Annotated in this window: 26 protein-coding genes; 25 read left to right on the top strand and 1 reads right to left on the bottom strand. The window is 52.2% G+C overall.

What is annotated here, in order from left to right:
- The first annotated feature begins 6 nt into the window (after positions 1–6).
- From spoIIIAF to M891_RS0107410, 23 genes are all read left to right on the top strand, one after another.
- Entirely contained in the window at positions 7–837 is an 831-nt protein-coding gene (gene spoIIIAF, locus M891_RS0107520) for a stage III sporulation protein AF (RefSeq protein ID WP_028538381.1), read from the top strand.
- Positions 838–857: 20 nt separating this feature from the next.
- A complete protein-coding gene (gene spoIIIAG / locus M891_RS0107515) occupies positions 858–1,505 on the top strand; it encodes a stage III sporulation protein AG (RefSeq protein ID WP_016311704.1) in 648 nt (215 codons plus the stop codon).
- Positions 1,506–1,563: 58 nt separating this feature from the next.
- Positions 1,564–2,352, top strand: coding sequence for a SpoIIIAH-like family protein (locus tag M891_RS0107510; protein WP_028538380.1), 789 nt, complete (start codon positions 1,564–1,566; stop codon positions 2,350–2,352).
- Positions 2,353–2,519: 167 nt separating this feature from the next.
- Complete coding sequence (accB, locus tag M891_RS0107505) at positions 2,520–3,017, top strand: acetyl-CoA carboxylase biotin carboxyl carrier protein (protein ID WP_016311706.1); 498 nt, start codon at positions 2,520–2,522, stop codon at positions 3,015–3,017.
- Positions 3,018–3,104: 87 nt separating this feature from the next.
- Positions 3,105–4,448 carry an acetyl-CoA carboxylase biotin carboxylase subunit gene (accC, locus tag M891_RS0107500; RefSeq protein ID WP_028538379.1) on the top strand — a complete coding sequence of 448 codons (1,344 nt, stop codon included), beginning with the start codon at positions 3,105–3,107 and terminating at the stop codon, positions 4,446–4,448.
- 112 nt (positions 4,449–4,560) lie between these two features.
- On the top strand, positions 4,561–4,968 hold the full coding sequence (locus tag M891_RS0107495; protein ID WP_009225783.1) for an Asp23/Gls24 family envelope stress response protein: 408 nt from the start codon (positions 4,561–4,563) through the stop codon (positions 4,966–4,968).
- Between the two features lie 105 nt (positions 4,969–5,073).
- Entirely contained in the window at positions 5,074–5,613 is a 540-nt protein-coding gene (gene amaP / locus M891_RS0107490; RefSeq protein ID WP_028538378.1) for an alkaline shock response membrane anchor protein AmaP, read from the top strand.
- A 14-nt stretch (positions 5,614–5,627) separates the two neighbouring features.
- The gene (locus M891_RS0107485) at positions 5,628–5,861 is read left to right on the top strand and encodes a DUF2273 domain-containing protein (RefSeq protein WP_009225785.1); all 234 of its coding nucleotides are present in this window, start codon (positions 5,628–5,630) and stop codon (positions 5,859–5,861) included.
- 276 nt (positions 5,862–6,137) lie between these two features.
- Positions 6,138–6,587 carry a transcription antitermination factor NusB gene (nusB, locus tag M891_RS0107480; RefSeq protein WP_028538377.1) on the top strand — a complete coding sequence of 150 codons (450 nt, stop codon included), beginning with the start codon at positions 6,138–6,140 and terminating at the stop codon, positions 6,585–6,587.
- 43 nt (positions 6,588–6,630) lie between these two features.
- On the top strand, positions 6,631–7,488 hold the full coding sequence (folD, locus tag M891_RS0107475) for a bifunctional methylenetetrahydrofolate dehydrogenase/methenyltetrahydrofolate cyclohydrolase FolD (RefSeq protein WP_028538376.1): 858 nt from the start codon (positions 6,631–6,633) through the stop codon (positions 7,486–7,488).
- Between the two features lie 247 nt (positions 7,489–7,735).
- A complete protein-coding gene (gene xseA / locus M891_RS0107470) occupies positions 7,736–9,118 on the top strand; it encodes an exodeoxyribonuclease VII large subunit (protein ID WP_028538375.1) in 1,383 nt (460 codons plus the stop codon).
- Positions 9,093–9,374, top strand: coding sequence for an exodeoxyribonuclease VII small subunit (gene xseB, locus M891_RS0107465; RefSeq protein ID WP_009225790.1), 282 nt, complete (start codon positions 9,093–9,095; stop codon positions 9,372–9,374). Before xseA ends, xseB begins: the two co-directional genes overlap by 26 nt.
- A gap of 47 nt (positions 9,375–9,421) precedes the next feature.
- Positions 9,422–10,297 (top strand): polyprenyl synthetase family protein, encoded by an 876-nt coding sequence (locus M891_RS0107460; RefSeq protein ID WP_036645822.1) that lies wholly within the window; start codon positions 9,422–9,424, stop codon positions 10,295–10,297.
- 176 nt (positions 10,298–10,473) lie between these two features.
- On the top strand, positions 10,474–12,384 hold the full coding sequence (gene dxs, locus M891_RS0107455) for a 1-deoxy-D-xylulose-5-phosphate synthase (protein WP_009225792.1): 1,911 nt from the start codon (positions 10,474–10,476) through the stop codon (positions 12,382–12,384).
- A 12-nt stretch (positions 12,385–12,396) separates the two neighbouring features.
- Positions 12,397–13,260, top strand: a complete 864-nt coding sequence (locus M891_RS0107450; protein ID WP_028538373.1) for a TlyA family RNA methyltransferase — start codon at positions 12,397–12,399, stop codon at positions 13,258–13,260.
- 156 nt (positions 13,261–13,416) lie between these two features.
- Positions 13,417–13,896 (top strand): hypothetical protein, encoded by a 480-nt coding sequence (locus M891_RS0107445; RefSeq protein ID WP_028538372.1) that lies wholly within the window; start codon positions 13,417–13,419, stop codon positions 13,894–13,896.
- A 59-nt stretch (positions 13,897–13,955) separates the two neighbouring features.
- A complete protein-coding gene (gene ahrC / locus M891_RS0107440; RefSeq protein WP_028538371.1) occupies positions 13,956–14,405 on the top strand; it encodes a transcriptional regulator AhrC/ArgR in 450 nt (149 codons plus the stop codon).
- Positions 14,406–14,435: 30 nt separating this feature from the next.
- Positions 14,436–16,175 (top strand): DNA repair protein RecN, encoded by a 1,740-nt coding sequence (recN, locus tag M891_RS0107435; protein ID WP_028538370.1) that lies wholly within the window; start codon positions 14,436–14,438, stop codon positions 16,173–16,175.
- Between the two features lie 99 nt (positions 16,176–16,274).
- A complete protein-coding gene (gene spoIVB, locus M891_RS0107430; protein ID WP_028538369.1) occupies positions 16,275–17,606 on the top strand; it encodes a SpoIVB peptidase in 1,332 nt (443 codons plus the stop codon).
- A gap of 303 nt (positions 17,607–17,909) precedes the next feature.
- The gene (spo0A, locus tag M891_RS0107425; protein ID WP_028538368.1) at positions 17,910–18,713 is read left to right on the top strand and encodes a sporulation transcription factor Spo0A; all 804 of its coding nucleotides are present in this window, start codon (positions 17,910–17,912) and stop codon (positions 18,711–18,713) included.
- 243 nt (positions 18,714–18,956) lie between these two features.
- Positions 18,957–19,265, top strand: a complete 309-nt coding sequence (locus M891_RS0107420) for an ArsR/SmtB family transcription factor (RefSeq protein WP_016311720.1) — start codon at positions 18,957–18,959, stop codon at positions 19,263–19,265.
- 11 nt (positions 19,266–19,276) lie between these two features.
- A complete protein-coding gene (locus M891_RS0107415) occupies positions 19,277–20,224 on the top strand; it encodes a cation diffusion facilitator family transporter (protein ID WP_028538367.1) in 948 nt (315 codons plus the stop codon).
- Between the two features lie 29 nt (positions 20,225–20,253).
- Positions 20,254–20,463, top strand: a complete 210-nt coding sequence (locus M891_RS0107410; protein WP_028538366.1) for a hypothetical protein — start codon at positions 20,254–20,256, stop codon at positions 20,461–20,463.
- A 62-nt stretch (positions 20,464–20,525) separates the two neighbouring features.
- Here M891_RS0107410 and M891_RS0107405 read toward each other — a convergent pair whose 3' ends face one another.
- A complete protein-coding gene (locus tag M891_RS0107405; protein WP_028538365.1) occupies positions 20,526–20,852 on the bottom strand; it encodes a DUF2627 domain-containing protein in 327 nt (108 codons plus the stop codon).
- A 162-nt stretch (positions 20,853–21,014) separates the two neighbouring features.
- On the opposite strand from M891_RS0107405, the gene lpdA reads away from it, so the two are divergent.
- Positions 21,015–22,436, top strand: a complete 1,422-nt coding sequence (lpdA, locus tag M891_RS0107400; protein WP_028538364.1) for a dihydrolipoyl dehydrogenase — start codon at positions 21,015–21,017, stop codon at positions 22,434–22,436.
- Between the two features lie 127 nt (positions 22,437–22,563).
- Entirely contained in the window at positions 22,564–23,589 is a 1,026-nt protein-coding gene (locus M891_RS0107395; RefSeq protein WP_028538363.1) for a thiamine pyrophosphate-dependent dehydrogenase E1 component subunit alpha, read from the top strand.

Raw genomic sequence — 23,589 nt, 5'->3', positions numbered from 1 at the left:
TCATGCGTGGACTGGTTGGCGGGGTGGCTAAGAGAAATCATTTTCATCGTATTAATCGCCGTGTTTATCGATTTGCTGCTGCCCAACCGCGCGATGGAGCGTTACGTCAGATTCGTGGTCAGCCTGCTGATCCTGCTAACGTTAATTTCCCCGATCATGCGTTTCTTCTCCGCCGATGCCAAAGATCAGCTCGAGGCAGCATTCTCGACGAGCTGGGATGGACTAGAGAGCCATTCCCAGGTTCAAAGCACAGAAGCGATCCTGCAACAGGGCGAGAAGCTGAGGGAGAAGCAGGAATCCGAAGCATTGGCCTGGGCAGGCGAGGAGGCGGCAAGGCAAATGAAGCAGCAGATCGAGCGCTCGACGGGACAGCAAGTTGAACGAGTAACGGTCAAGCTGAAAACGAAGCCAACGGACAAATCCGGAGCCGGAGGAGTCGCTCCGCTGGCTGCTGAGCCGGTCATTTCCGCGGTAGAGGTTGTCATGGCACAGGTGAAGTCGGAAGAGCAAACCGCAAAGGCCGGTGAAGCCGGACGGGGGCCGGGGGTATCGATCGCACCGGTTGAAAAAATAAAAATCAGCGTAAACACAAGCGATTCCGGCAAGACCAAGGACGCTGAGGAGGAATCCGAAGCGCAGAGCCAAGCGGTGATGGCTGGTACACTTGAAGAGCCAATGGGCAAGAACGGCTCAGGGGGAGAGGGCAAGACGGTCGCAAGCGATGCCGAGCCAGCCGCAGACCGGCTGGTCTCGCAAATCGAAGACCTGCTCCAGGAGAACTGGGGCGTTGATCGAGAGGCAATCACGGTCCTAAGGGCCGAGCATCTAAATGATTAACACGCCGGGAGGTGAAGAAAGTGCCGGGATGGCTGAAGAAACTGGAGCAATGGTTAGGCAAGGGGACGGACGGCAAAAAGGCCGCAAGTACGTTCCGCTGGCTGTTGATCCTCGGGTTGGTTGGGATTGCCATCATGTTGTTTAACTCCTTCGTTAACGTGAAGCAGCTGGATAACAACGGCGAAGGGAGTCGCGAACCGCCGATGATGCAGGACCTATCGAGTTCGACAGGATCTGCAGGCATCGCGGGTGACGATGATTTCAGTAGCATCGAAACGGCGCTCGAAGGCAAGACCAAAGAGATTTTGGAGAAAATCGTGGGCGTTGGTGCGGTAGATGTGCTGGTTACCATCGATTCGACCGAGGAAATCGTGGTCCAACGAAATATCAAAGATTCGCAGGAGCTGACAGAAGAAAGCGATGCGGATGGGGGGAAACGGCATATCACCCAATATACCCGAGACGGACAGATCGTCACCTACGAAGCTTCCGGCAGCGAGCAGCCGATCGTTACCAAGAAGATCAAGCCGAAGGTTCGCGGCGTGCTGGTTGTCGCCCGAGGAGCTGAGAACAAAACGGTGAAGAGCTTGATCGTTGATGCGGTTGAGAAGGGCCTTAACGTACCGGCCTACCGGATCTCTGTCGTCCCGCGCAAGCAATCTCAATAAGGAAGCAATCGAAAATGAAGGAAATTGTTCGAATACATTCTGAGGAGGAAAATCCATTATGAAATCCAAAAGACAAACGATTTGGCTGGTTTCCATGCTGAGCTTGATGGTGATTTTATCGGCTTACTACTTATTTACGGAAGAAGGACCGCAACCTGCAACAACAGCTGACGGACAACAGGTGGCTACGACAAATAACGGCATGAATAGCACAGAAGGCGATGACGTGATCCTGTCCGAAGTGACAACGGACGGCACTGAAAACAGCAGCACGATCACGGACGATACAACGGTCGCTGATCAAACGGAGCAATCCACCGATGAGAGCAACAACGAAAATACAGATGTAGCTCAAGAAGACGATACCGCAACTTCCGCGGATACGCAAACGGCTGATGCCGGTAAAGCGTCGGAAAATACGGCAGCTGCGGACAGCGGCCAGAAGGAAACCACTACAGATGAAGGCGTGCTGAGTCAACTGGAAGCTCAAGGCGTCTCCTCTACGGACACGCTGAACGCTTACCAATTCGCTCGTGCTCAGGAGAACATGAAAAAGCAAGAAGAGCTGATGAAAGCGATCAATGAAAACGAATCTCTCGAAGAAGCTGCAATGGCTCAACAAGAATTAAGCGCTTTGGAAGAGAAGGAAGCGAAAATCTATGACATCGAAGAAAGATTGAAACAGCAATATGCCAATGCTGTTGTACAAGAAGCGGACGACAAATATAAAGTCGTGGTGATCAGCGAGAAGATGGAAGCAAAAGAAGCCGTCAGCATCATGGACCTCGTGATCAAGGAACTGGGTGTATCTCAGGATAAAGTCAGCGTACAATATGTGAAACAATAAGGTTATAGGCTCAGTTGAATAGCAACCGAGAAGGGAAGGGTCCGAGGCAACTTGGACTCTTTCCATTTTGATCGATTATGATATAATACATAAAGTTATGAGCCGAGAAGGCTTATGGTTGAAGGCCAAGGCTTTTCCTACAAAGCTGAAGGAGAGAGAGTGAAGATATGTTTAAGCTGAGTGAAATTAAAGAATTGATCGAGCTGCTGGACCAAACGTCCGTGCATGAACTAGAAATCGAAAATGAAGGCGCTCGCTTGTCCATTCGCAAGAACGGCGCGAGTGAAGTTGTTCACGTGCAGCCGCAAGTTGTTGCCGCTGTACCGCAAAATGTCCAAGCTGCCGCATCGGCTCCGGCTCCGCAAGAAACGGTATCGGCTCCTCAAGCGACAGACTCGGCTCCATCGGCGGCACCTGCTGCGAATTTACATACCATTGTTTCGCCGATGGTCGGGACGTTTTATCGTGCTTCGTCGCCGGAAGCTCAGCCTTATGTAAATATCGGCGACAAAGTCGGCGAGAAGACGACGGTCTGCATCATTGAAGCAATGAAGCTGATGAACGAGCTAGAGGCGGAAGTGAAAGGCGAAATCATCGACATCCTGGTGGAGAATGGGCAGATGGTCGAATACGGTCAGCCTCTCTTTTTGGTGAAGCCGGAGTAAACCAAGGAATACGCCCTTAACGCATCAAGTATGTTGCAGCTTCAAGGGCCGTTACCCTAGCTTTCCAAAGGAGGATACGAGTATCTCATGAAATTTCATAAAATATTGATTGCCAACCGCGGCGAGATTGCTGTGCGGATCATTCGTGCTTGCCGTGAACTCGGGATTTCTACCGTAGCGGTCTATTCCGAAGCGGACAAGGATTCGCTGCACGTCCGTTTAGCTGACGAAGCTTATTGCATCGGACCTACGCCGTCGAAGGACAGCTATTTGAATCTGACCAATTTGATGAGTGTAGCGACGTTAACGGAGTGCGACGCGATTCATCCCGGGTACGGGTTCCTGGCTGAAAATGCCGACTTCGCGGAGATCTGCGGCTCCTGCAATATTACGTTTATCGGCCCTTCCCCGGAAGCGATTACCCGCATGGGGGACAAGGCGATGGCGAAGCAAACGATGAAAGAGGCCAACGTGCCTGTTATTCCGGGCTCGGACGGATTGATTGAGGACCTCGAAGAAGCTGTGATGGTTGCTCGGGACATCGGATATCCGGTCATCATCAAAGCGACAGCTGGCGGCGGAGGCAAAGGGATTCGTATTGCCGAGGACGAGGAATCGCTGATTAAGCAAATTACAACGGCGCAACAGGAAGCGCAAAAAGCTTTTGGGAATGCCGGCGTGTATCTCGAAAAATATTTGACCGGCATGAAGCATGTGGAGATCCAAATCATCGCCGACAAGCACGGCAATGCTGTATACTTGGGCGAACGCGATTGCTCGGTGCAACGTCGCCGCCAGAAGTTGCTAGAGGAAGCGCCATGCCCCGTGCTCTCGCCTGAGAAACGGCAAGAGATGGGAGAAGCGGCGGTTCGGGCTGCATTGGCGGTAAACTACTCCGGTGCGGGTACGCTGGAATTCCTTCTGGGTCCGGACGGACAGTTTTACTTCATGGAAATGAATACGCGGATTCAGGTTGAGCATCCGGTTACCGAGATGGTGACCGGCGTTGATTTGATTCAAGAGATGATTTCCGTGGCCGAAGGCAATCCGCTTTCCTTCACCCAAGAGGACATCAAGCTGAACGGTTGGTCGATCGAGTGCCGGATTAATGCGGAGGATCCGACTCGCAACTTTATGCCGTCTCCGGGGAAAATCGGCTTCTATTTGCCTCCGGGCGGTCCAGGGGTTCGCGTCGATAGTGGGGCTTATCCAGGGTACATGATCTCGCCTCATTATGATTCCATGATTGCGAAACTGATCGTTTGGGGACCTACACGGGAGGAAGCGATTGCGAAGATGAAACGGGCTTTGTCCGAATTCGCGATCGAAGGAATTCATACCACGATTCCTTTCCATCAGAAGCTGCTGGAGCATCCAACCTTTATTAAAGGTGACTTTGATATCAAATTTTTGGAAGAAAACGAGATATAGAAAGCCGCCTCGTGTTTGTCATAATGAACCCAAAATGATATAGTATGTATAATAAGTGCGCGGTATCTATCGATAGAGCAGCGTCATACTTATTGAGAGGTGGATGAATAGAATGAGCACATTGCCAACGGAATTCGAACGTACGGATATTGGTGAAATTCAAATTGCCCCTGAAGTCATCGAGGTGATTGCTGGACTAGCTACCGTCGAGGTCAAGGGGGTTGCCGGAATGAGCGGCGGATTTGCCGGCGGAATCGCCGAACTGTTGGGAAGAAAGAACCTTTCCAAGGGTGTGAAGGTGGAAGTCGGTCAACGTGAAGCTGCGGTGGACGTATCCGTTATCGTCGAATACGGCAACCGTCTCCCGGAAGTCGCCTCGGAAATCCAACGTAATGTGAAACGCTCCATCGAAAACATGACGGGACTGAATGTCGTTGAAGTGAACGTACATATTCACGACGTCATTTTCAAAGCAGCCGAACGTGTGGAAGAAGTGGAAGCGACCCATCGCGTGAAATAACGATTTGTCATGAACCCCTTGACCGCTTCCTTGGTCAGGGGTTTACTGTAATTTTCAGCTGGGACAAGCTGAAGCAACCCTCTTTTTAAGGAGGCAATACCTGTCGTGGCCAAAATTTTAGATCGAATTTTGATGTTTATTTACAGCTTGAGCATTGCCATCCTATCCGTATTTGTCATTCTTGTGCTCACGGACGCTGTTCCTATGGAGCTGAAAGTTCTGGAGCAACAACCGATCTATATCGGTACCTGGGTAGCGGCAATCCTGCTGCTCTTGATCAGCATTCGGGTATTTTACATATCCATCAGCAGAGATCGCAGTGCGGCGACCTCGATTGACCAACGCAACGAATACGGTGATATCCAGATCTCGGTGGACACCATTGAGAACTTAGCATATAAAGCCGCTTCCCGCGTGCGCGGCATCAAGGAAGTGAAGACGCGGATTCGGATCACGGAGTCCGGCCTTGAAATCGTCGTGCGTGCGTTGGTGGACGGGGAGACATCGATCCCTGCGTTGACGGAAGAAGTTCAGAAGCAAGTCCATGACCGTGTCGAGGAAATTACCGGGATTCCTGTCTCCTACGTATCGGTGTACATTGCCAATCTGGTCCATTCCCCGGTTCTCAAAGGCCGGGTTGAATAGGGGTGAGCAGCGGGGTGTTCTGGAAACAATTGTGGGAGAGTCACAAAGGACGCCTGCTCGGGATAGCGGCGGCCGTGTTTTTATGCCCGATCTATCTGTTTTTCGGATTCTGGAATATGTTGTTCTGCGCCTTGCTGCTATTTATCGGGTATACGATTGGTAAGCAGAAGGACTTGGAGGGAGGCCCGCTCCTACCTTGGGGCACGATTTGGGAATGGCTGTCTACGCGTTGGCGTCCCTTTAAATGAGATTTTTGAATTTTGAATTCCTCATTACCGCTTCCTGTGATATGCTTACTCCGGAAAAGAGCTAGGAACGTGTTCTTGCCCCTTTTGTGGAGTAAGCCTATTACGGGTCTTTTTTTGTGTTAAAGCGAGTCGAGAAATGTGAAATGTCCGGTGATGTTTAAGCCGGTTTTGGTCTATGCTTATGGGTAAGTACTGAGGGATAGGAAATGAAGCATAGCAACTTAAAAGTAAGCCATGATGGAAGAGTAAGCGTAGAAATTGGTTAGGAGGAAACAGATGAAACGGCGTTTGGCGAGAGAGATTGCGGTGCAGAGCATGTACCAGATGGAAATGAATGAGGTGGACGCAAACGAAGCGGTGACGATGCTGCTGACGGAAGCGATGGAAGAGAACGAAGGTGAAGTCGAGCTGTCGGATGTGGATGCGACACGAGCTTTCGTCCTGGAGCTGGTCAATGGCACTTGGAGCCGGAAGGATGCGATCGATGGCTTGCTGGAAGATTATTTGAAGGGATGGCAGATCAGCCGTTTGTCTAAGGTGGACCGGCAGGTGTTGCGTCTGGCAACCTATGAAATGATCTTCCGCGATGACGTGCCGGGGAAAGTCGCTGTAAATGAAGCGATCGAGCTGGCCAAGCATTTTGGATCCCCGGAATCCGGCAAGTTCGTCAACGGCGTACTGGGGAAGATGATTCAAGACATCGATCAGCTGAAGAGCAAACGATAATTTTTTCATCCAATATTATTTTATAGAAGAGGAGAGGACGAGCATGACAGCACCAATTATTAACGGTAAACAAATTTCGGAGGATATCCGCAAGGATTTGCGCGCAGAGGTAGAACAGCTGGTGAAACAAGGCTTTACGCCAGGACTGGCCGTCGTGCTCGTCGGGGAAGATCCGGCTTCGCAGGTGTATGTGCGGAATAAGGAGAAAGCCTGCCATGAGTTGGGCTACTATTCGGAGGTTCACCGTCTGCCAGCCGATACGTCGCAGGCGGACTTGCTCGCTTTGGTGGACAAGCTGAACCATCAGGCGAATATCCATGGGATTCTGGTACAGCTGCCGCTGCCTAAGCATATTGATGAGAAAGCCGTTATCGATGCCATCTCGCCGGAAAAAGACGTTGATGGATTCCATCCGATTAATGTTGGGAACTTGATGATCGGCGACGACAGCCTGTTGCCGTGCACACCGGCAGGGGTGATTGAGCTGATCAAACGCACCGGCGTGGAGATCGCCGGGAAGCATGCGGTTGTTATTGGCCGCAGCAACATCGTCGGCAAGCCGGTTTCCCTGCTCCTGCAACGGGAGAACGCCACGGTCACGATGTGCCATTCGCGCACGGCGAACATGAAAGAGTTGACTCGCCTCGCGGACATTCTTGTCGTTGCGATCGGACGCGCCAACTTCGTAGACGCTTCCTATGTGAAGCCGGGTGCAGTCGTGATTGACGTAGGGATGAATCGTCTGGATAACGGCAAGCTGGCTGGGGACGTTGACTTTGAGAGCGTAAAAGAGATCTCTGGACCCATCACACCGGTACCTGGCGGCGTTGGCCCGATGACGATTACGATGTTGATGCAAAATACGCTGATTGCAGCCAAACGCCTGCAAGGGCTGGCTTAAGCTAAAGTTGTCGAATAACTGGGTTCAAATAAGGGAACAAAACGTTCTTATTTCGCTCTGATGATGGCATTTTGGGAAAATAGAGGACTTTTTTGGCCTTATTGCTGGGCGATAGGTGGAAAACCCCGCATATAGGGGCAACAGCGATAAAATAACGGAAAAAAGTTCCCTTATCTTCATCAGCAGCGACAACGAGAAGCAAATAAGGGTATACATTGCCCTTATTCTCGGAAAGGAGGCGGCACCTTTGGATCAGCAACGGATTTTGACGGTCAAGGAATTAAACCGCTACATCCGGATGAAGCTGGAATCGGATCAGGTGCTCACCGACGTCTGGATTCGCGGTGAAATTTCCAATTTCACGCATCATTCCAGCGGGCATATGTATTTCACGCTGAAGGATGCGGACAGCCGGATCAAAAGCATTATGTTCGCATCGTATAACCAGCGGCTGCCGTTCCGACCTAAAGAAGGCACGCGCGTGATTGCACGCGGTAATGTTTCCGTCTACGAGCGGGATGGCCAGTATCAATTCTACGTGACGCATATGCAGCCGGACGGCGTAGGCAGCCTGTATCTGGCCTTTGAGCAGCTGAAGCAGAAGCTCGAAGCGGAGGGCTTGTTCGCGCCGGGACGCAAACGGCCGTTGCCGCGGTTCCCGAAGACGATCGGCGTGGTGACCTCGCCAACCGGAGCGGCGGTCCGCGACATCTTAACGACGCTGGGGCGGCGTTATCCGCAGGCAGCAGTGATCCTGTACCCCGTGCTTGTCCAGGGCAAGGGGGCAGCGCCGTCGATCGTGAAAGCGATCCGAACGCTGAACGCGATGGGCGAGGCCGACGTGCTCATCGTCGGCCGCGGCGGCGGCTCGCTCGAGGAGCTGTGGGCGTTCAACGAGGAGCAGGTCGCGCGGGCGATCTATGAATCGGCGATTCCCGTCATCTCGGCCGTGGGCCATGAGACGGACTTCACTATCGCCGATTTCGTCGCCGACCTGCGAGCTGCCACGCCCACAGCGGCCGCCGAGCTGGCCGTGCCGCACACGGCCGAGCTGCGCGCGCTCTTGCGCCAGCGAGAACAGGTGCTGCAGCAGAGCTTGCAGCACCGCCTGCAGCAGGCGCGCGAACGGCTGCGCCGGCTGCAACGCTCGCCGGCGCTGACGCAGCCGCGGCGCAGCCTGCTCCAGCACGCGGAGCGGCTGGACCGGCTGTCCTCGCGGCTGACGGGCCACATGCAGACGCGCCTGCAATTGGCCGGCGCGGCGCAAGACCGCCTGCACCAGCGTCTGCTGCGCTTCCATCCACGGGATGCGCTGCAGTTCGCGGGACGCCGGCGGCGGGAGGCGGATCGCCTGCTGCGGCAAGCGATGCAGGGCATCCTGCGGGAGAAGTCCAGCCAGCTGGCCTCGGGCATTCGCCATCTGGATGCGCTAAGCCCGCTTAAAGTCATGGCGCGGGGCTATAGCCTCGTCTACGATGAACGAGGAGAACGGATCATCAAGTCGTTATCGGACGTCGAACTGGGCGACCGGATAACGGTGAAGGTGACGGACGGAGAACTAGATTGTCAAGTTTGGGGCATGAGGCCGGAAGGAGCGGGGGAAGATGAAGGAACAGGAAACCAAGCTTAATGCAGAGGCGCAGCAAGCGGAACTAAATTTCGAAGATGCGATGAACCAGCTGGAGGACATCGTGTCTCAGCTGGAACGCGGAGACGTGCCGTTGGAGAAAGCGATTGATCTGTTTCAGCAGGGCATGCGGCTCTCGCAAATCTGCGGTCAAAAGCTGGCACAGGTGGAACGTAAGATCGAAATGATTGTTGAAGAAGACGGGGCGGTAGAGAAGCAGCCGTTTCAGCCGCCGTTAAGCGATAGTTTGGACTTCTGAGGAGAGCGGTGATCTTGTTGCAGCAGCAATTATCGATAGAGGCATACATGAAGGAGATTGCTGAAGCCGTGTCCACACGCTTGTCCTCCAGCCTTCCGGCGGCATGGCAGGTGCCGGAAACGCTAAGCCGGGCGATGGATTATTCGCTGATGGCGGGTGGGAAACGGCTTCGGCCGCTGCTCGTCGTGGCTGCGGCGGAGGCGCTCGGCGGCAGCCGGGATGCGGCAATGCCCGTCGCCTGCGCCGTGGAAATGGTACATACGTACTCGCTGATCCATGACGATCTCCCGGCCTTGGACAACGATGACTTCCGTCGCGGGAAACCAACGAATCATAAAGTGTTTGGAGAAGCGATGGCCATCTTGGCCGGGGATGGGCTGTTGACGCATGCTTTTTACAGCGTGGTTCAAGCGAGCCGCAAGCAAGGGGTGCCGGCCGAGGCTTCCTTAGCGATCGTGGAGGAATTGTCGCGGTTTGCCGGGCCGGGCGGCATGGTGGGCGGCCAGGTGGCCGACATGCAAGGCGAGCAGGGAGTGACCGATCTCGACCAGCTGCGCTACATTCATGAGCACAAAACCGGAGATCTGATCGTATTTTCGGTCAGAGCGGGCGGACATATCGCTTCGGGAAATGCAGAGCAGCTTGAGGCTTTGGAGCGGTACGGACGGGCGCTGGGGCATGCGTTTCAAATTCAGGACGACATCCTGGATCTGATCGGGGATGAAAGCAAGCTCGGCAAAAAAACGCAAAGCGATGTCATCCAACAGAAGGTGACTTATCCTTACTTTATCGGCATCGAGGCTTCCCGGGCGGAAGTCGAACGGCTGACGAGTGAGGCGAAGCAGGCGTTACAAAACGGAGCGATTCCGAACCCGCAGCGGCTGCTGGAAATTGCCGATCTGCTGCTTCGCCGCGATCACTAGTCACTTTCCCATCGAAGGCGTTGGTCGAAATCAGGGAAAAATGACTTACCTATCCGCCGCAAGTGATTTCGACATCATGATGACATATGGTATAATGAAGGCTATTATCAACATGTGCAAGAAAAGGCCGGACTTAGATGCCGGCTTTTTGAACCATACATTTAGGAAAGCGGGGAATGGCTGTGCTGCTTTCGCAAATACATGAGCCTGCCGATCTGAAAAACTTGTCCCTGGAGCAATTGACGCCGCTCGCTGAGGAAATCCGCCAGTTCTTGATCGAGAAGCTGTCGGTTACCGGCGGGCATTTGGCTTCGAATTTGGGCGTGGTGGAATTGACGATCGCCCTGCACTATTGCTACAACAGTCCGCAGGATAAACTCATCTTTGACGTAGGACACCAAGCCTATGTACATAAAATACTAACCGGGCGGAAGGACCAGTTCGACACGCTTCGTAAACATCATGGATTATGCGGGTTCGTCAAACGGAGCGAGAGCGTGCATGACGTGTGGGAAGCAGGGCACAGCAGCACCTCCCTCTCAGCGGCTATGGGGATGGCGCTGGCCCGGGATATGAAGGGCGAATCGAACCGCGTGATTGCGATCATCGGGGACGGTGCGTTAACCGGCGGGATGGCGTTTGAAGCGCTGAACCATATCGGCCATGAGAAGAAAGATTTGATGGTGGTCTTGAACGACAATGAGATGTCGATCGCGCCAAATGTCGGAGCTTTGCATAACTACTTGACCAAAATCCGCTCAGACCGCAATTACCTGCGGGCCAAAGACGAAGTGGAGCAACTGCTGAAGAAAATCCCGGCCATTGGCGGCAAAGTCGCCAAAACCGTGGAGCGGGTGAAGGACAGCCTGAAGTATTTGATGGTATCCGGCGTCTTATTTGAAGAGCTCGGATTCAAATACCTGGGACCGGTTGACGGCCATGACTTGCCGGGCCTTATCGATGCCTTCAAGCAGGCCAATAACGTCAGCGGACCAGTTTTGGTGCACGTTCTGACCACCAAGGGCAAAGGCTATACCCCGGCAGAACAGGATTCGCATAAATGGCATGGCATCACGCCGTACAAAATCGAATCCGGCCAAGTGCTGAAGGCTGTTGGGAATCCGATGTACACGGAGGTGTTCGGACAGACCTTGATCGAGCTGGCCGAACAGGACGAACGGATCGTGGCGGTGACTCCGGCGATGCCGGGCGGTTCCGGATTGGTGAAATTCGGCGAACGTTTTCCTGGACGCATGATTGACGTCGGTATCGCCGAGCAGCATGCCGCGACGATGTGCGCCGCCATGGCGATGGAAGGCTTGAAGCCGGTCTATGCGGTGTATTCCACGTTCATGCAGCGGGCTTACGACCAGATCGTGCATGATATTTGCCGCCAGAACGCCAACGTGATGTTCGCCATCGACCGGGCTGGATTCGTAGGAGCGGACGGGGAGACCCACCAAGGGGTTTACGATATCGCTTTTATGCGTCATATTCCAAATATCGTATTAATGATGCCGAAGGATGAAAATGAATTGCGCCACATGATGAAGACGGCGCTGGAATATAACGACGGGCCGATTGCTTACCGCTATCCGCGGATCAACGTACCGGGGGTTCCGCTGGACAAAGAGCTGGTGCCCATTCCGATCGGAACGTGGGAGCTGCTGCGGGAAGGCGACAACCTGACGATCGTTGCGGTTGGCCCGATGGTGCAGGTTGCCGAAGAAGCGGCGGAAAGGCTGAAGCGGGAAGGCGTGTCCGCTGCGGTGGTGAACGCCAGATTCTTAAAACCGCTGGACGGAGAGATGCTGGTTCAACTCGCGCAAAGCAGCGGGACCATGATCGTGCTGGAGGAAGCTTCGCAGGCGGGAAGCTTGGGTAGTGCGATCTTGGAGTTCTATGCAGAGCAAGGAATCACGGGTCTGGACATCCGATTGATGGGCGTGCCCGACCGGTTTATCGAGCACGGCAGCATCAAGGAGCAATTGGAAGAAGTCGGCTTGACCGCCGAGAACGTCGTTCGTGAGGTACACAAACTACGGAGCGAACCACATTTAACGCTAGGCAAGAAAGTAAATTATTGACGGGAGATTGGCATGTCGGTTTCCAAGGAACGCGTAGACGTCCTGCTCGTCGAGCAGGGGTATTTTGACAGCAGAGAAAAGGCGAAAGCCGCGATCATGGCCGGACTGGTGTTTGGCGGACAGGAACGGATCGAGAAGGCGGGGACGAAGATTCCCCGGGATACCGTGTTGTCGGTCAAGGGAGCGATCCATCCTTATGTCAGCCGGGGCGGACTTAAGCTGGAAAAAGCGATCAAGCAGTTTAACCTGGATCTGACCGGTCGTACGATGCTAGATATCGGATCTTCGACCGGCGGATTTACGGATTGCGCCTTACAGCATGGTGCTGAGTATGTATACGCGATTGACGTCGGATACAATCAGCTGGATTGGTCGCTACGCAACGATCCGCGGGTGAACGTCAAGGAACGCACCAACTTCCGTTATATGACGCCGCAGGATTTGGACGGTCCTCCGCCGGATTTTGCCAGTATCGACGTTTCCTTCATTTCGCTAAAAATCATTTTGCCGCCGCTTCTTGCGTTGTTGAAACGGCCGGCGGACATCGCTGCGCTCATTAAGCCGCAGTTTGAGGCTGGTCGTGAAAAGGTTGGTAAATCGGGGGTCGTCCGCGATCCCAAAGTACACCAGGAAGTGTTGGAGACCGTGCTGAGCTTTGCGGTGGAGCAAGGCTATGAGGTGGCCGGGTTGACCTTCTCTCCGATTACCGGCGGGGAAGGGAACATCGAATTTTTAGCTCATCTCAGATTGGAAGAAGAAGCTGCGGCTGGTACGGCAGAGGAGCAGGATGTGGATCAGCTTACACGGATCCGCGAGCTGGCGGCCAGCGTCGTTCATGAAGCATCAAACACCTTTACAGGAGGCCCATCCAAGTGATGGGTCTTTTTTCATTGCAGCATCTTGCAAATCGAACGCTTGTTCCCTATAATGGAATCAAAACCTTGATGTTGTCCTCATTCCCTTCTAAATTTTGTGCTTCTCTAGACAGGAGCTAATCGCGGAAGCGTCGAAATAAGGGATGAGGTGATATCGGTGGGAGCTTATTCGGACGGTCTTCTGATGGTAGTGATCGCGGGAATCGGCGTGTATTTGCTATACCGCGGTTTTCGTTCCTGGGTCCGCAAGCCGTTTTCTTTACGATCCGGCATCGGATTTGAGATGAATGAGGAGATTATAGAGCACCCTGCGGTGGACATGCTGGAAGAAGCAGGGTACGAAGTCGTCAGCGATAAACTGAAAGTTCCGCTCACCTTCCGTGTGGACGGAGAACTTCTGCACAGCCGTCTCTTTATTGACTATATTGCAGTCAAGAATGGGGAATTCTATCTTGTTAGAACTGCGCGGGAACGCCGCCCGGTGGAATGGACGGGTAGCGGTTTGCGCCGGGACCTGTTGCCGTTCCTGCTGTTATATCCGGAATGCGCTGGCGTGTTATACGTAGATCCGGAGCAAGGGGAACTGAAGGTCATATCCCTAACGACGGACGATAATGAAGAAGATGAATCCGCCTAAACCGATAAATACTGATAAATACGACTAAATACGACCATACAAGGCTAATGGAGGGCAGAATGAAGGGGCATAGACATATCAAGATAAGGGAAATCATTTCGGCCAGGGAAATCGAAACCCAGGATGAGCTGGTAGAAGCATTACGCGAGGCGGGGTATCAAGTCACTCAAGCGACGGTCTCCCGCGACATTAAGGAATTAATGCTGATTAAGGTGCCTACGGACGACGGCAGGTACAAGTACTCCATGCCGACGGCTCAGCGTTATAATCCGGTGCAGAAGCTGCAACGGGCGCTGGTCGACAGTTTCGTGCATATCGACTATACCGGCAATTTGGTTGTCATGAAGTGTCTTCCGGGGACCGCGAATTCGGTAGCCGTGCTGCTGGACAATATAGAATGGCCGGATCTGCTTGGCACAATTTGCGGTGACGACACGATCTTACTGATTTGCCGCAACGAGGACTATAGCCGGTATCTGATTGATCAGATCATGGGATACATATCTTAATTGAGTTGGGAGTAGGGGAGGATTGCCCGGATGTTGGTTCATTTATCCATTCGTAATCTGGCAGTGGTTGAAGCGGTCGATGTATCGTTTGGTTCCGGCTTTCATGTCCTGACAGGGGAGACCGGGGCGGGCAAATCAATCATCATTGATGCCCTGAGCTTGATTGCCGGCGGCAGGGGGTCAGCCGATTTAATCCGTTATGGTTGTGATAAAGCCGAGATGGAGGCTTCCTTCGATCTGCCAGCAGGACATCCGGTTTGGACAACCCTGGAAGGATTCGGCATCGCGGGAGATCCCGGAGAGCTTCTGATTATTCGCCGGGAAATCAGTGTCCAAGGCAAGAGCTCAGCCCGCATTAACGGACAGCTCGTGAATTTATCCATGCTGCGTGAGGTTGGGGAGAAGCTGATTAACCTGCATGGCCAACATGAGCACCAAACCCTGCTTCGACCGGAACGCCATTTAGAGTTGCTGGACGCCTACGGGGCAGAGGCGGTTGATCCGGTGAAGGCGGCTTACCAAGCGACCTACGCCGAATTCGTACGGATCGACAAGGAATATCACGAGCTGCGCAATACAAGCCAACAGGCGCTGCAAATGCTTGATTTATACCGTTTTCAGCTGAGTGAAATTTCTGCAGCCGAGTTAAAACCGGGTGAAGATGAATTACTCGCGGAGGAAAAGGTCAAGCTATCCCATAGCGAGAAAATGATGGAGTCCATTTCGAAAGCCTATGATTTGCTGTATGGCCCTCAGGGACTGGATGCGATTGCGAAGGCTGTCTCGAAGCTAAGTGAAGTATCCGCATATGACAGCAAAGGAATATCTCCGCTCCTGGAGCAGCTTCAATCCGCTTATTATCAACTGGAGGATGCGTCCTTTAGCCTGCGGAACTATCGCGAACGGATCGAGTTTAATCCTGAACGGCTGGAAGAAGTCGAGGAACGCCTGGACCTGATCTCGACGCTCCGCCGTAAATACGGTGATGACATTCAAGGGATCCTTGCGTATTATGAGAAGATTCGCCAGGAAGTGGATGCCTTGGAGAATAAGGATGAACGCCTGGAGCAGCTGCAGGTGCAACGGGAGAAATTAACCGAGCGGCTGATGAAGCAGGCTTTCGAGCTAAGTGCAGTACGGCAGCAGAAGGCCGTTGAACTCGCGGCCCAGATCGAGGCGGAGCTTAAAGACCTGCAAATGGGTCGGACCTCTCTGGAAGTGAAGTTAAGCCTTATGGAGGATGCCAACGGATTGGAATGGGAAGGAAAGAAGATCCGTCCCGGCAAACACGGTATCGACAATGCTGAATTCCTCATTTCGCCAAATCCCGGAGAGCCGCTCCGACCGCTTAGCAAGATTGCATCCGGCGGTGAGCTGTCCCGCATGATGCTGGCGCTTAAGAGCATCTTTGCCCGGCATGAACAGGTTCCTGTACTCATTTTTGACGAAGTGGATACGGGTGTCAGCGGACGGGCCGCTCAGTCGATTGCCGACAAATTGTCGCGATTGTCTGGATTGTGCCAAGTTTTCGCCATCACACATTTGCCGCAGGTGGCTTGCATGGCGGATCGGCAGTACCTCATCGAGAAAGTCGTTGAAGACGGCCGCACCATGACACGCGTTGCTTCCTTAGATGAAGCCGGACGAGTGAATGAACTGGCCCGCATGCTCGGCGGGGTAGAAATCACGGAAAAGACCCAGCATCATGCCCAAGAAATGCTGAAGCTGGCACAGGCACAAAAGGATGTTTTATTAAGTCTGGCACAATGATTGACAGTAATAAAACACCTGACCCGGGGTATCTTATAGGTACGCAATTGGCGACCACCGTTTCGTCAAGCGAAAGAAGCTAAGGGAGCGTGACAGCCATTGAACCCGAACCTCAGGAATCGAATGCTCGGTCTTTTTCTTGCCTTCTTCTTTTGTTTTCTCGGCACGTCTGCCGCTGAAGGGCGGCTTCCTGTACTGCCGGACGAGTTACGCCTGTTTCAGGGTCAGGGAACACAAATTTCATTTGCTTTACCCGTGCAGGCCGAAGTCAGCGTAGATCGCCCTGATGTAGTGATGGTCAACGGGCAAGCGAACCCATCCATGAAAGTATCGTTAGGACATCCGCTCAAGCTTTCGTCGCTTCGGAGTGGAGAAGCCAACCTCCGCATGAAATTATTCGGTCAAATTCCTCTAAAGACCGTCAAGGTCAATGTCATCCCGGACCTTAAAGTGATTCCCGGCGGACAAACCATCGGTGTCAAGGTGAAATCCGCCGGGATCTTAGTGGTCGGGCATCATCAAGTTGTAACGGATACCGGCAAAGTTTCACCCGGCGAAGCGGCCGGAATCCAAGCCGGTGATTTGATCACCCACATTAACGGAATGAAGCTCCACGATGTTCGTGAAGTGGCGGAAATTGCCGCTGAAGCTGGCAAACATCAACGGCCTCTTAAGATCACCTATATGCGGAACGATAAGGAGCTCACCACGTCCTTAAATCCAGCATATGATCAGCAGGATCGGGCCTGGAGACTTGGCTTGTATATCCGGGATTCGGCTGCAGGGGTCGGCACCTTGACGTTTTATGCCCCGGATCACGGCGTCTATGGGGCCCTCGGTCACATTATTACCGATATGAATACCCAAACGCCGATCGTCGTCGGCAGCGGGCAAATTCTGCAATCCAGCGTCACATCCATCTCCAAGAGCGAAAGCGGTGAACCCGGGGAGAAGCGGGCTCACTTTCTCAAAGAAGGTAAGACCCTAGGCAATATCGAACGCAATACGAATTTTGGGATCTTCGGGAAGATGTCGCAAAATCCAGAGCATAGCCTTTATGAGAAACCGATTCCCGTCGCTTTTTCAGAAGAAGTGAAGGAAGGACCGGCTGAAATTCTGACCGTCGTTGAAGGTCAACGTGTAGAGCGGTTTAAAGTCGAAATCGTCCATGTTTCCAAACAGAGTGCACCGGAAACGAAAGGATTAGTTATTCGCATTACCGACCCGCGTCTCGTGGAGAAGACCGGTGGTATCGTTCAAGGCATGAGCGGTAGTCCAATTCTTCAGAACGGCAAGCTCATCGGTGCTGTGACTCATGTGTTCGTCAACGACCCGAAATCAGGATATGGTTGCTTTATCGAATGGATGCTGCAGGATGCCGGTATTTTACAAAGCACGAAAGACTCGATGCAAAATCTTAAGGCGAGCTAAACGCTGCCTTAAGATTTTTTTAGATATCAGAAAGTATAAACTTCAGGGGATTGGCATCCAAGAAGGGAATTTCCTTAAGCATAGGTCGACAAACACAGCTTTCAATCTGTATGCAAATGTCGAATGTATCCGAATTAGATCGCTTTCTGTAAATAAATAATTTATTATATATCAATCATGCAAAAAAATAAATAAAAATAATTTTCGACAGAAGGAATTTACTTTTGCATGTCGAATCCTTATTCTGGTAAGAAGAGAAGCAATGAATAAACCTATCCAATTACCTGAAGGAGGAAGTAGGCAGTGCAGAAAATCGAAGTGTTGTTGGCAGATGATAATCGTGAATTTACGAATTTGCTCGCGGAATACATTTCGGAGCAAGACGATATGGTCGTCTCGGGAATCGCCTATAACGGGGAAGAAGTACTGGAGATGATCGATCAAGCAGCAAGAGTTCCCGATGTCTTGATCCTTGACATTATTATGCCTCATCTGGACGGACTCGGTGTGCTTGAGCGCATTCGCGGCCTGAACCTGACCCCTCAGCCTAAAATCATCATGCTGACCGCCTTTGGTCAAGAGAACATCACGCAGCGTGCCGTTCAGCTTGGAGCTTCTTACTACATCTTGAAACCATTTGACATGGAAGTGTTGGCGAATCGGATTCGTCAGCTCGTGGGTGTCCAAACCTTGAGCAACAGCGCACCTTCTACTTCGTTTGCCAAATCGAATGTGGTGCCTTTGGGCAAAGGGAAGAACCTCGATGCGAACATCACATCGATCATACATGAAATCGGAGTTCCGGCGCATATTAAAGGGTATCAATATCTGCGCGAAGCGATCACAATGGTGTATAACAACATCGAAATTTTAGGCGCTATTACGAAAACGCTGTATCCAGCAATCGCGGAGAAATTTAAAACGACGCCATCCCGCGTAGAGCGTGCAATTCGTCATGCGATTGAAGTCGCTTGGACCCGTGGCAATATCGACTCCATCAGCCATCTTTTTGGTTATACGATCAATATCTCCAAATCCAAGCCGACCAATAGTGAATTCATCGCCATGGTAGCGGATAAGCTGCGGATCGAGCATAAGGTGTCTTGAAAGTCTGAGGACACGAATAGTGATAACGACGGGAGAACATAAGCCGTTGGTCGTTCACTTATGCAGCGATCCAGAAAGGTTCAATGAAAGGCGGTCCCTCTCGGTGTATACCGGGATGCGGCCGTTTTTTATTTTGCCTAAGACGAAAATCCGCACTTGTTGATTGACAATATAGGACCTTTAGGATTATTCTGTATATGAGCATATGTTCATATACAGTTATTTCGAGAGGGGAACGACCAAGTGGATAAAAAATTACACGTTGATCTGAGCCCGGATACACTGGAGAAGGTTTCTACGATATTCAAAGCATTATCTGATCCGACCCGAATCAAAATTCTTCATTTGCTGTCGGAAGAAGAATGTTCCGTGACGCATATGTCGGAGGTGTTGAATTTGTCGCAGTCGGCGGTGTCCCACCAACTCAGTTTGCTGCGAAATTTGCGGCTGGTCAAGTTCCGGCGAGAGGCCAATACGGTGTACTACAGTTGTGACGACGAGCATGTGATTTCACTCTTGAAACAGGCGATTCAACACGCTTGTTGCGAATAGGAGGGAGATTCATGGGACATCATCACGCTCATCATCATCACGGCCATGACCCTAGCCATGCCGGCCATTTCCACGATCATCATGCGGCGCGTTCTGGAAACAAGAAGGGGCTGTGGATCGCTTTATTGATCACGGCTTCGATCGCGGTTCTTGAATTTTGCGGCGGTTTGATTACCGACAGCCTTGCTTTATTGTCTGATTCCGGTCATATGTTAAGCGATGCCAGCTCGCTGCTGCTTAGCCTGATTGCCTTTTGGTTTGCCGCTCGACCTGCTTCTAAGCGAAATACGTACGGATACCACCGTATGGAGATCCTGGCGGCTCTGCTGAATGGGGGAGCCCTGTTTGTGATCGCCGGGTTTATCTTTTGGGAAGCTTACGGGCGATTACTTGATCCGCCAACCGTGTCCAGCAATACGATGATCGTGATTGCAGTGATCGGTTTATTTGCGAATTTAGCTAGCGCAGCGGTATTGCTGAAGAAAGGCGACGTCAAAGGCAACTTAAACCTGAAAAGCGCTTATCTGCATGTACTTGGAGATGCTTTGGGTTCGGTTGGCGCTATTCTCGCGGGAATCGTGATGTCGTTGTTTGGCTGGTATATTTTTGACCCGATTATCAGTGTTCTGGTCGCTTTGTTAATTCTTCGAAGTGCCTGGAGCGTCATCAGCCAATCGGTGCACATATTGATGGAAGGCTCGCCCGCATCGATCGATCAAAGTCAGGTGAAGCAGTGTCTGGAAGGGATTCCTGGGGTTGTGGAAGTCCATGATTTGCATATTTGGACCATCACTTCGGGGATGGATGCGTTAAGCTGTCACTTAACAATAGAGGATGGCAGTCAAAGCCAAGCCGTGTTACAGGAAGCAATTACTGCCTTGGAGAAGACGTTCCACATCGGTCATACCACCATTCAGGTGGAAACCTCGCACATCCAGCATCGGGAGCTTATGGTATAATGCCATCAGGAGAAAGGATGAGCATTAATATGACGAACGATCTTGAGCCGGCAGCTTACCGGGAATTGCTGGAGGGCACGGATTTGGAAGAAAATCAACGGCAGGCCCTTCTGGAACTAATCCAACGTTACGAACAGCTTCTTGCAGAGAACGCTAGGTTACGCAAGGCATTGCTTCGTGCAAATGCCCATCAAGGCTCGCGGATGTCGACCAAACTGAAGGAAGCGTTATATGAATAAGCTAAAAAACCTCTTTACGCTGAAGATAAAGCGAAAGAGGTTTTTTCATATGATTCTATAGGTTAGTCGTGCTGTACCACAGCGGATTCTGGTTCTTTTGCAGCGGCTTGGGCAGCTTCGTCTTTTTTGCGAAATCTGGGACCTAGGTAATTCCGCTTGCGATCCCGGAAGAAGATCCACCCGCCCAAAAATCCGGCGCCGGCTGCAAACAGAACAACGCCTAGCCCGAAGTTTAACCAGTCAAATGTGACTCGGGTTAACGAATCGTCGCCGTGTGCTGACATATAATCAAATAAGGTGTCTTTGATTTTTATAAATCCGATCATCGCTGCAATGCCGGGAATCACCAGCAAAATAATCGCAATAAACCGGGAGAACTTGAGCCTCATGCGCTAGATCTTCCTTTCCCTCTCGAAATGGCTATGTATTGTTAAAAATATCATACCTTTTTCCTGAGGGGATGTCTATTTACGGCTTTGATTTGTAATAACGGAAAAACAAGGTAAAATAGGGGAAAGTGACTGAATTGATAGAATGGGTGGAGATGAATTATGGCAATTACTTGTGATGTAGCGGTGCTTGGCGGAGGGACCGGCGGATATATCGCAGCCATTCGCGCGGCACAGTTGGGGAAAGACGTTGTCATTATTGAGCGGGACAAGCTGGGGGGAACCTGTCTGCATCGCGGATGTATCCCAAGCAAAGCGCTGCTACGCAGTGCGGAGCTCTACGCGCAAATGAAGGACAGTGCAAGTTACGGCATCGAGACAAGCGGTGTGACGCTCGTATTCCCGAAAGTGCAGGAACGAAAGCAAAGCATCGTGGATCAACTGCATAAAGGGGTCCAATATTTGATGCGTAAACATAAAATCCGCGTGATTGAAGGAAATGGGCGAGTGATCGGGCCGTCGATTTTCTCTCCCAAAAGCGGAGCCGTTGCCGTGGAGCTTCCGGATGGTGAAATGGAGACGGTCGTGCCTACGAACTTGATCATCGCCACAGGCTCACGGCCGCGAATGCTGCCAGGGCTTGAGCCGGACGGGAATTATATTCTTAGCAGCGATGAAGCGCTGCAGCTATCCGAACTTCCCGGCTCGATGCTGATTGTGGGAGGCGGCGTCATCGGGGTTGAATGGGCCTCCCTGCTAAATGATTTTGGCGTGCAGGTGACCGTGGTAGAAGCCGCGAATCAGCTGCTGCCGGCAGAAGATGAGGATATCGCCCGTGAATTACAGAAGCAGTTGCAACGGCGCGGCGTTCAAGTCATCACAGGGGTTACGGTTGATCCGAGTTCTTTAGAAGTTGGTCATAACCGGGTGCAAATCTCCGCAAAACGAGGGGACGAATCGATCCGGCTCGAAGCGGACAAGCTGCTGGTATCCATCGGACGCCAGGCCAACGTGGAGAATATTGGGCTCGAAAATACCGACATCGGGTTAGAACGCGGCTTCATTCGGGTAAATGAATATATGCAAACCACGGAACCGCATATTTACGCCATCGGCGATTGCATCGGCGGGCTTCAGCTCGCACATGCCGCCAGCCATGAAGGGTTAACTGCCGTCCATCATTTGGCCGGGGAAGCCTCGCATGGTTATCAAGAAAGCCAAGTTCCGCGCTGCGTGTACACCCGTCCTGAAGTCGCATCGGTTGGAATCACCGCCAAGGAAGCGAAGGCTAAAGGGCTGGAGGTTAAAGTTGGCAAAGTTCCGTTCTCGGCGATTGGTAAGGCGCTGGTGCATGGCGAAACGGAAGGATTTGTGAAAATGGTGGCCGATGCCCGCACCAATGATATTCTCGGCGTACAGATGATCGGGCCGCATGTGACGGAGCTGATCAGCCAAGCGGCACTGGCCCAGGTGCTGGATGCGACGCCTTGGGAAGTTGGACAAGTCACCTTTGCCCATCCGACGCTGGCAGAAATTATCGGGGAAGCAGCGCTGGCCGTGGACGGGAACTCCTTAAACGCTTGAGGTAACGGGCAAAATGATGAATATTTTCCTTTTCGCTGCAAAACGATTATAATAAACTTATTCCAAGTCTTAGTACCTGGTGTTAAGATTAAGGTATGTAACGCCCCAATCAAAGGAGGTAACTCCCATGAATGCCAAAAGTGTAGTTCAAACCGAGCCAAAACATAAGCAACTCGGACTAACAGATGCAGAAGTCATTGAGATGTACAGATATATGGTGACCGCACGCAAATTCGATGAGCGTAACCTATTGCTGCAGCGGGCCGGAAAAATTAATTTCCACGTTTCCGGGATCGGTCAAGAAACCACGCAGGTTGCTGCGGCGTTTGCGCTTGATCGTGAGCGCGACTATTTCCTGCCTTACTACCGGGACTACGGCTTTGTACTGGCCGTGGGCATGTCGCTTACGGAATTAATGCTCTCAGCCTTTGCCAAAGCGGATGATCCGAACAGCGGCGGCCGTCAGATGCCAGGACATTTCGGCAGCAAACGGCTGCGTATCGTGACCGGCTCCAGTCCGGTAACCACGCAGGTGCCCCATGCCGTAGGCGTTGCCTTGGCGGCCAAAATGCAGAAGAAAGACATTGTTTCTTATGTCACGTTTGGGGAAGGCTCCAGCAATCAGGGGGATTTTCACGAAGGGTTAAACTTTGCCGGTGTTCAGAAGCTGCCGGTCATCTTCTTGTGTGAGAATAACCAATATGCCATTTCTGTGCCGGTGAAGAAGCAGTTGGGCGGTCGCGTGGTGGATCGGGCTCAAGGGTATGGCTTCCCTGGGGTTCGTGTCGATGGCAATGATGCGCTGGAGGTGTACCGAGTTGTGAAGGAAGCGCGGGAACGCGCGATTCGCGGCGAAGGGCCTACACTGATTGAAGCGATGATGTACCGCCTGTCTCCGCACTCGACATCGGATAATGATCTGGCGTATCGGACGAAGGAAGAAGTAGAAGAGAACTGGAAAAAAGACGGTATCCCTAAAATGAAGTCGTACCTGATCGAAACCGGCATTTGGAGCGAGGAGCAGGACGAAGCGCTGTTGCGGGATATCCAACAACAGCTGAAGGAAGCGGTGGAAGCGGCTGACAATGCGCCGTTCCCACGGCCGGAAGACACGCTGCTGCATGTCTATGCCAGCGAAGGGGAGGAGCAGTAA

The sequence above is a fragment of the Paenibacillus sp. J14 genome (genome assembly GCF_000518465.1).
Lineage (GTDB): Bacteria > Bacillota > Bacilli > Paenibacillales > Paenibacillaceae > Fontibacillus > Fontibacillus barengoltzii.
This window is presented reverse-complemented; position numbering and strand designations above follow the sequence as displayed.

Coding starts and splice junctions, on each gene's coding strand:
- M891_RS0107510 (WP_028538380.1), top strand. CDS start 1,564: ATGAAATCCAAAAGACAAACGATTTGGCTGGTTTCCATGCTGAGCTTG.
- accB (WP_016311706.1), top strand. CDS start 2,520: ATGTTTAAGCTGAGTGAAATTAAAGAATTGATCGAGCTGCTGGACCAA.
- accC (WP_028538379.1), top strand. CDS start 3,105: ATGAAATTTCATAAAATATTGATTGCCAACCGCGGCGAGATTGCTGTG.
- M891_RS0107495 (WP_009225783.1), top strand. CDS start 4,561: ATGAGCACATTGCCAACGGAATTCGAACGTACGGATATTGGTGAAATT.
- nusB (WP_028538377.1), top strand. CDS start 6,138: ATGAAACGGCGTTTGGCGAGAGAGATTGCGGTGCAGAGCATGTACCAG.
- folD (WP_028538376.1), top strand. CDS start 6,631: ATGACAGCACCAATTATTAACGGTAAACAAATTTCGGAGGATATCCGC.
- xseB (WP_009225790.1), top strand. CDS start 9,093: ATGAAGGAACAGGAAACCAAGCTTAATGCAGAGGCGCAGCAAGCGGAA.
- M891_RS0107460 (WP_036645822.1), top strand. CDS start 9,422: ATGAAGGAGATTGCTGAAGCCGTGTCCACACGCTTGTCCTCCAGCCTT.
- dxs (WP_009225792.1), top strand. CDS start 10,474: ATGGCTGTGCTGCTTTCGCAAATACATGAGCCTGCCGATCTGAAAAAC.
- M891_RS0107450 (WP_028538373.1), top strand. CDS start 12,397: ATGTCGGTTTCCAAGGAACGCGTAGACGTCCTGCTCGTCGAGCAGGGG.
- ahrC (WP_028538371.1), top strand. CDS start 13,956: ATGAAGGGGCATAGACATATCAAGATAAGGGAAATCATTTCGGCCAGG.
- recN (WP_028538370.1), top strand. CDS start 14,436: ATGTTGGTTCATTTATCCATTCGTAATCTGGCAGTGGTTGAAGCGGTC.
- M891_RS0107415 (WP_028538367.1), top strand. CDS start 19,277: ATGGGACATCATCACGCTCATCATCATCACGGCCATGACCCTAGCCAT.
- M891_RS0107410 (WP_028538366.1), top strand. CDS start 20,254: ATGACGAACGATCTTGAGCCGGCAGCTTACCGGGAATTGCTGGAGGGC.
- M891_RS0107405 (WP_028538365.1), bottom strand. CDS start 20,852: ATGAGGCTCAAGTTCTCCCGGTTTATTGCGATTATTTTGCTGGTGATT.
- lpdA (WP_028538364.1), top strand. CDS start 21,015: ATGGCAATTACTTGTGATGTAGCGGTGCTTGGCGGAGGGACCGGCGGA.
- M891_RS0107395 (WP_028538363.1), top strand. CDS start 22,564: ATGAATGCCAAAAGTGTAGTTCAAACCGAGCCAAAACATAAGCAACTC.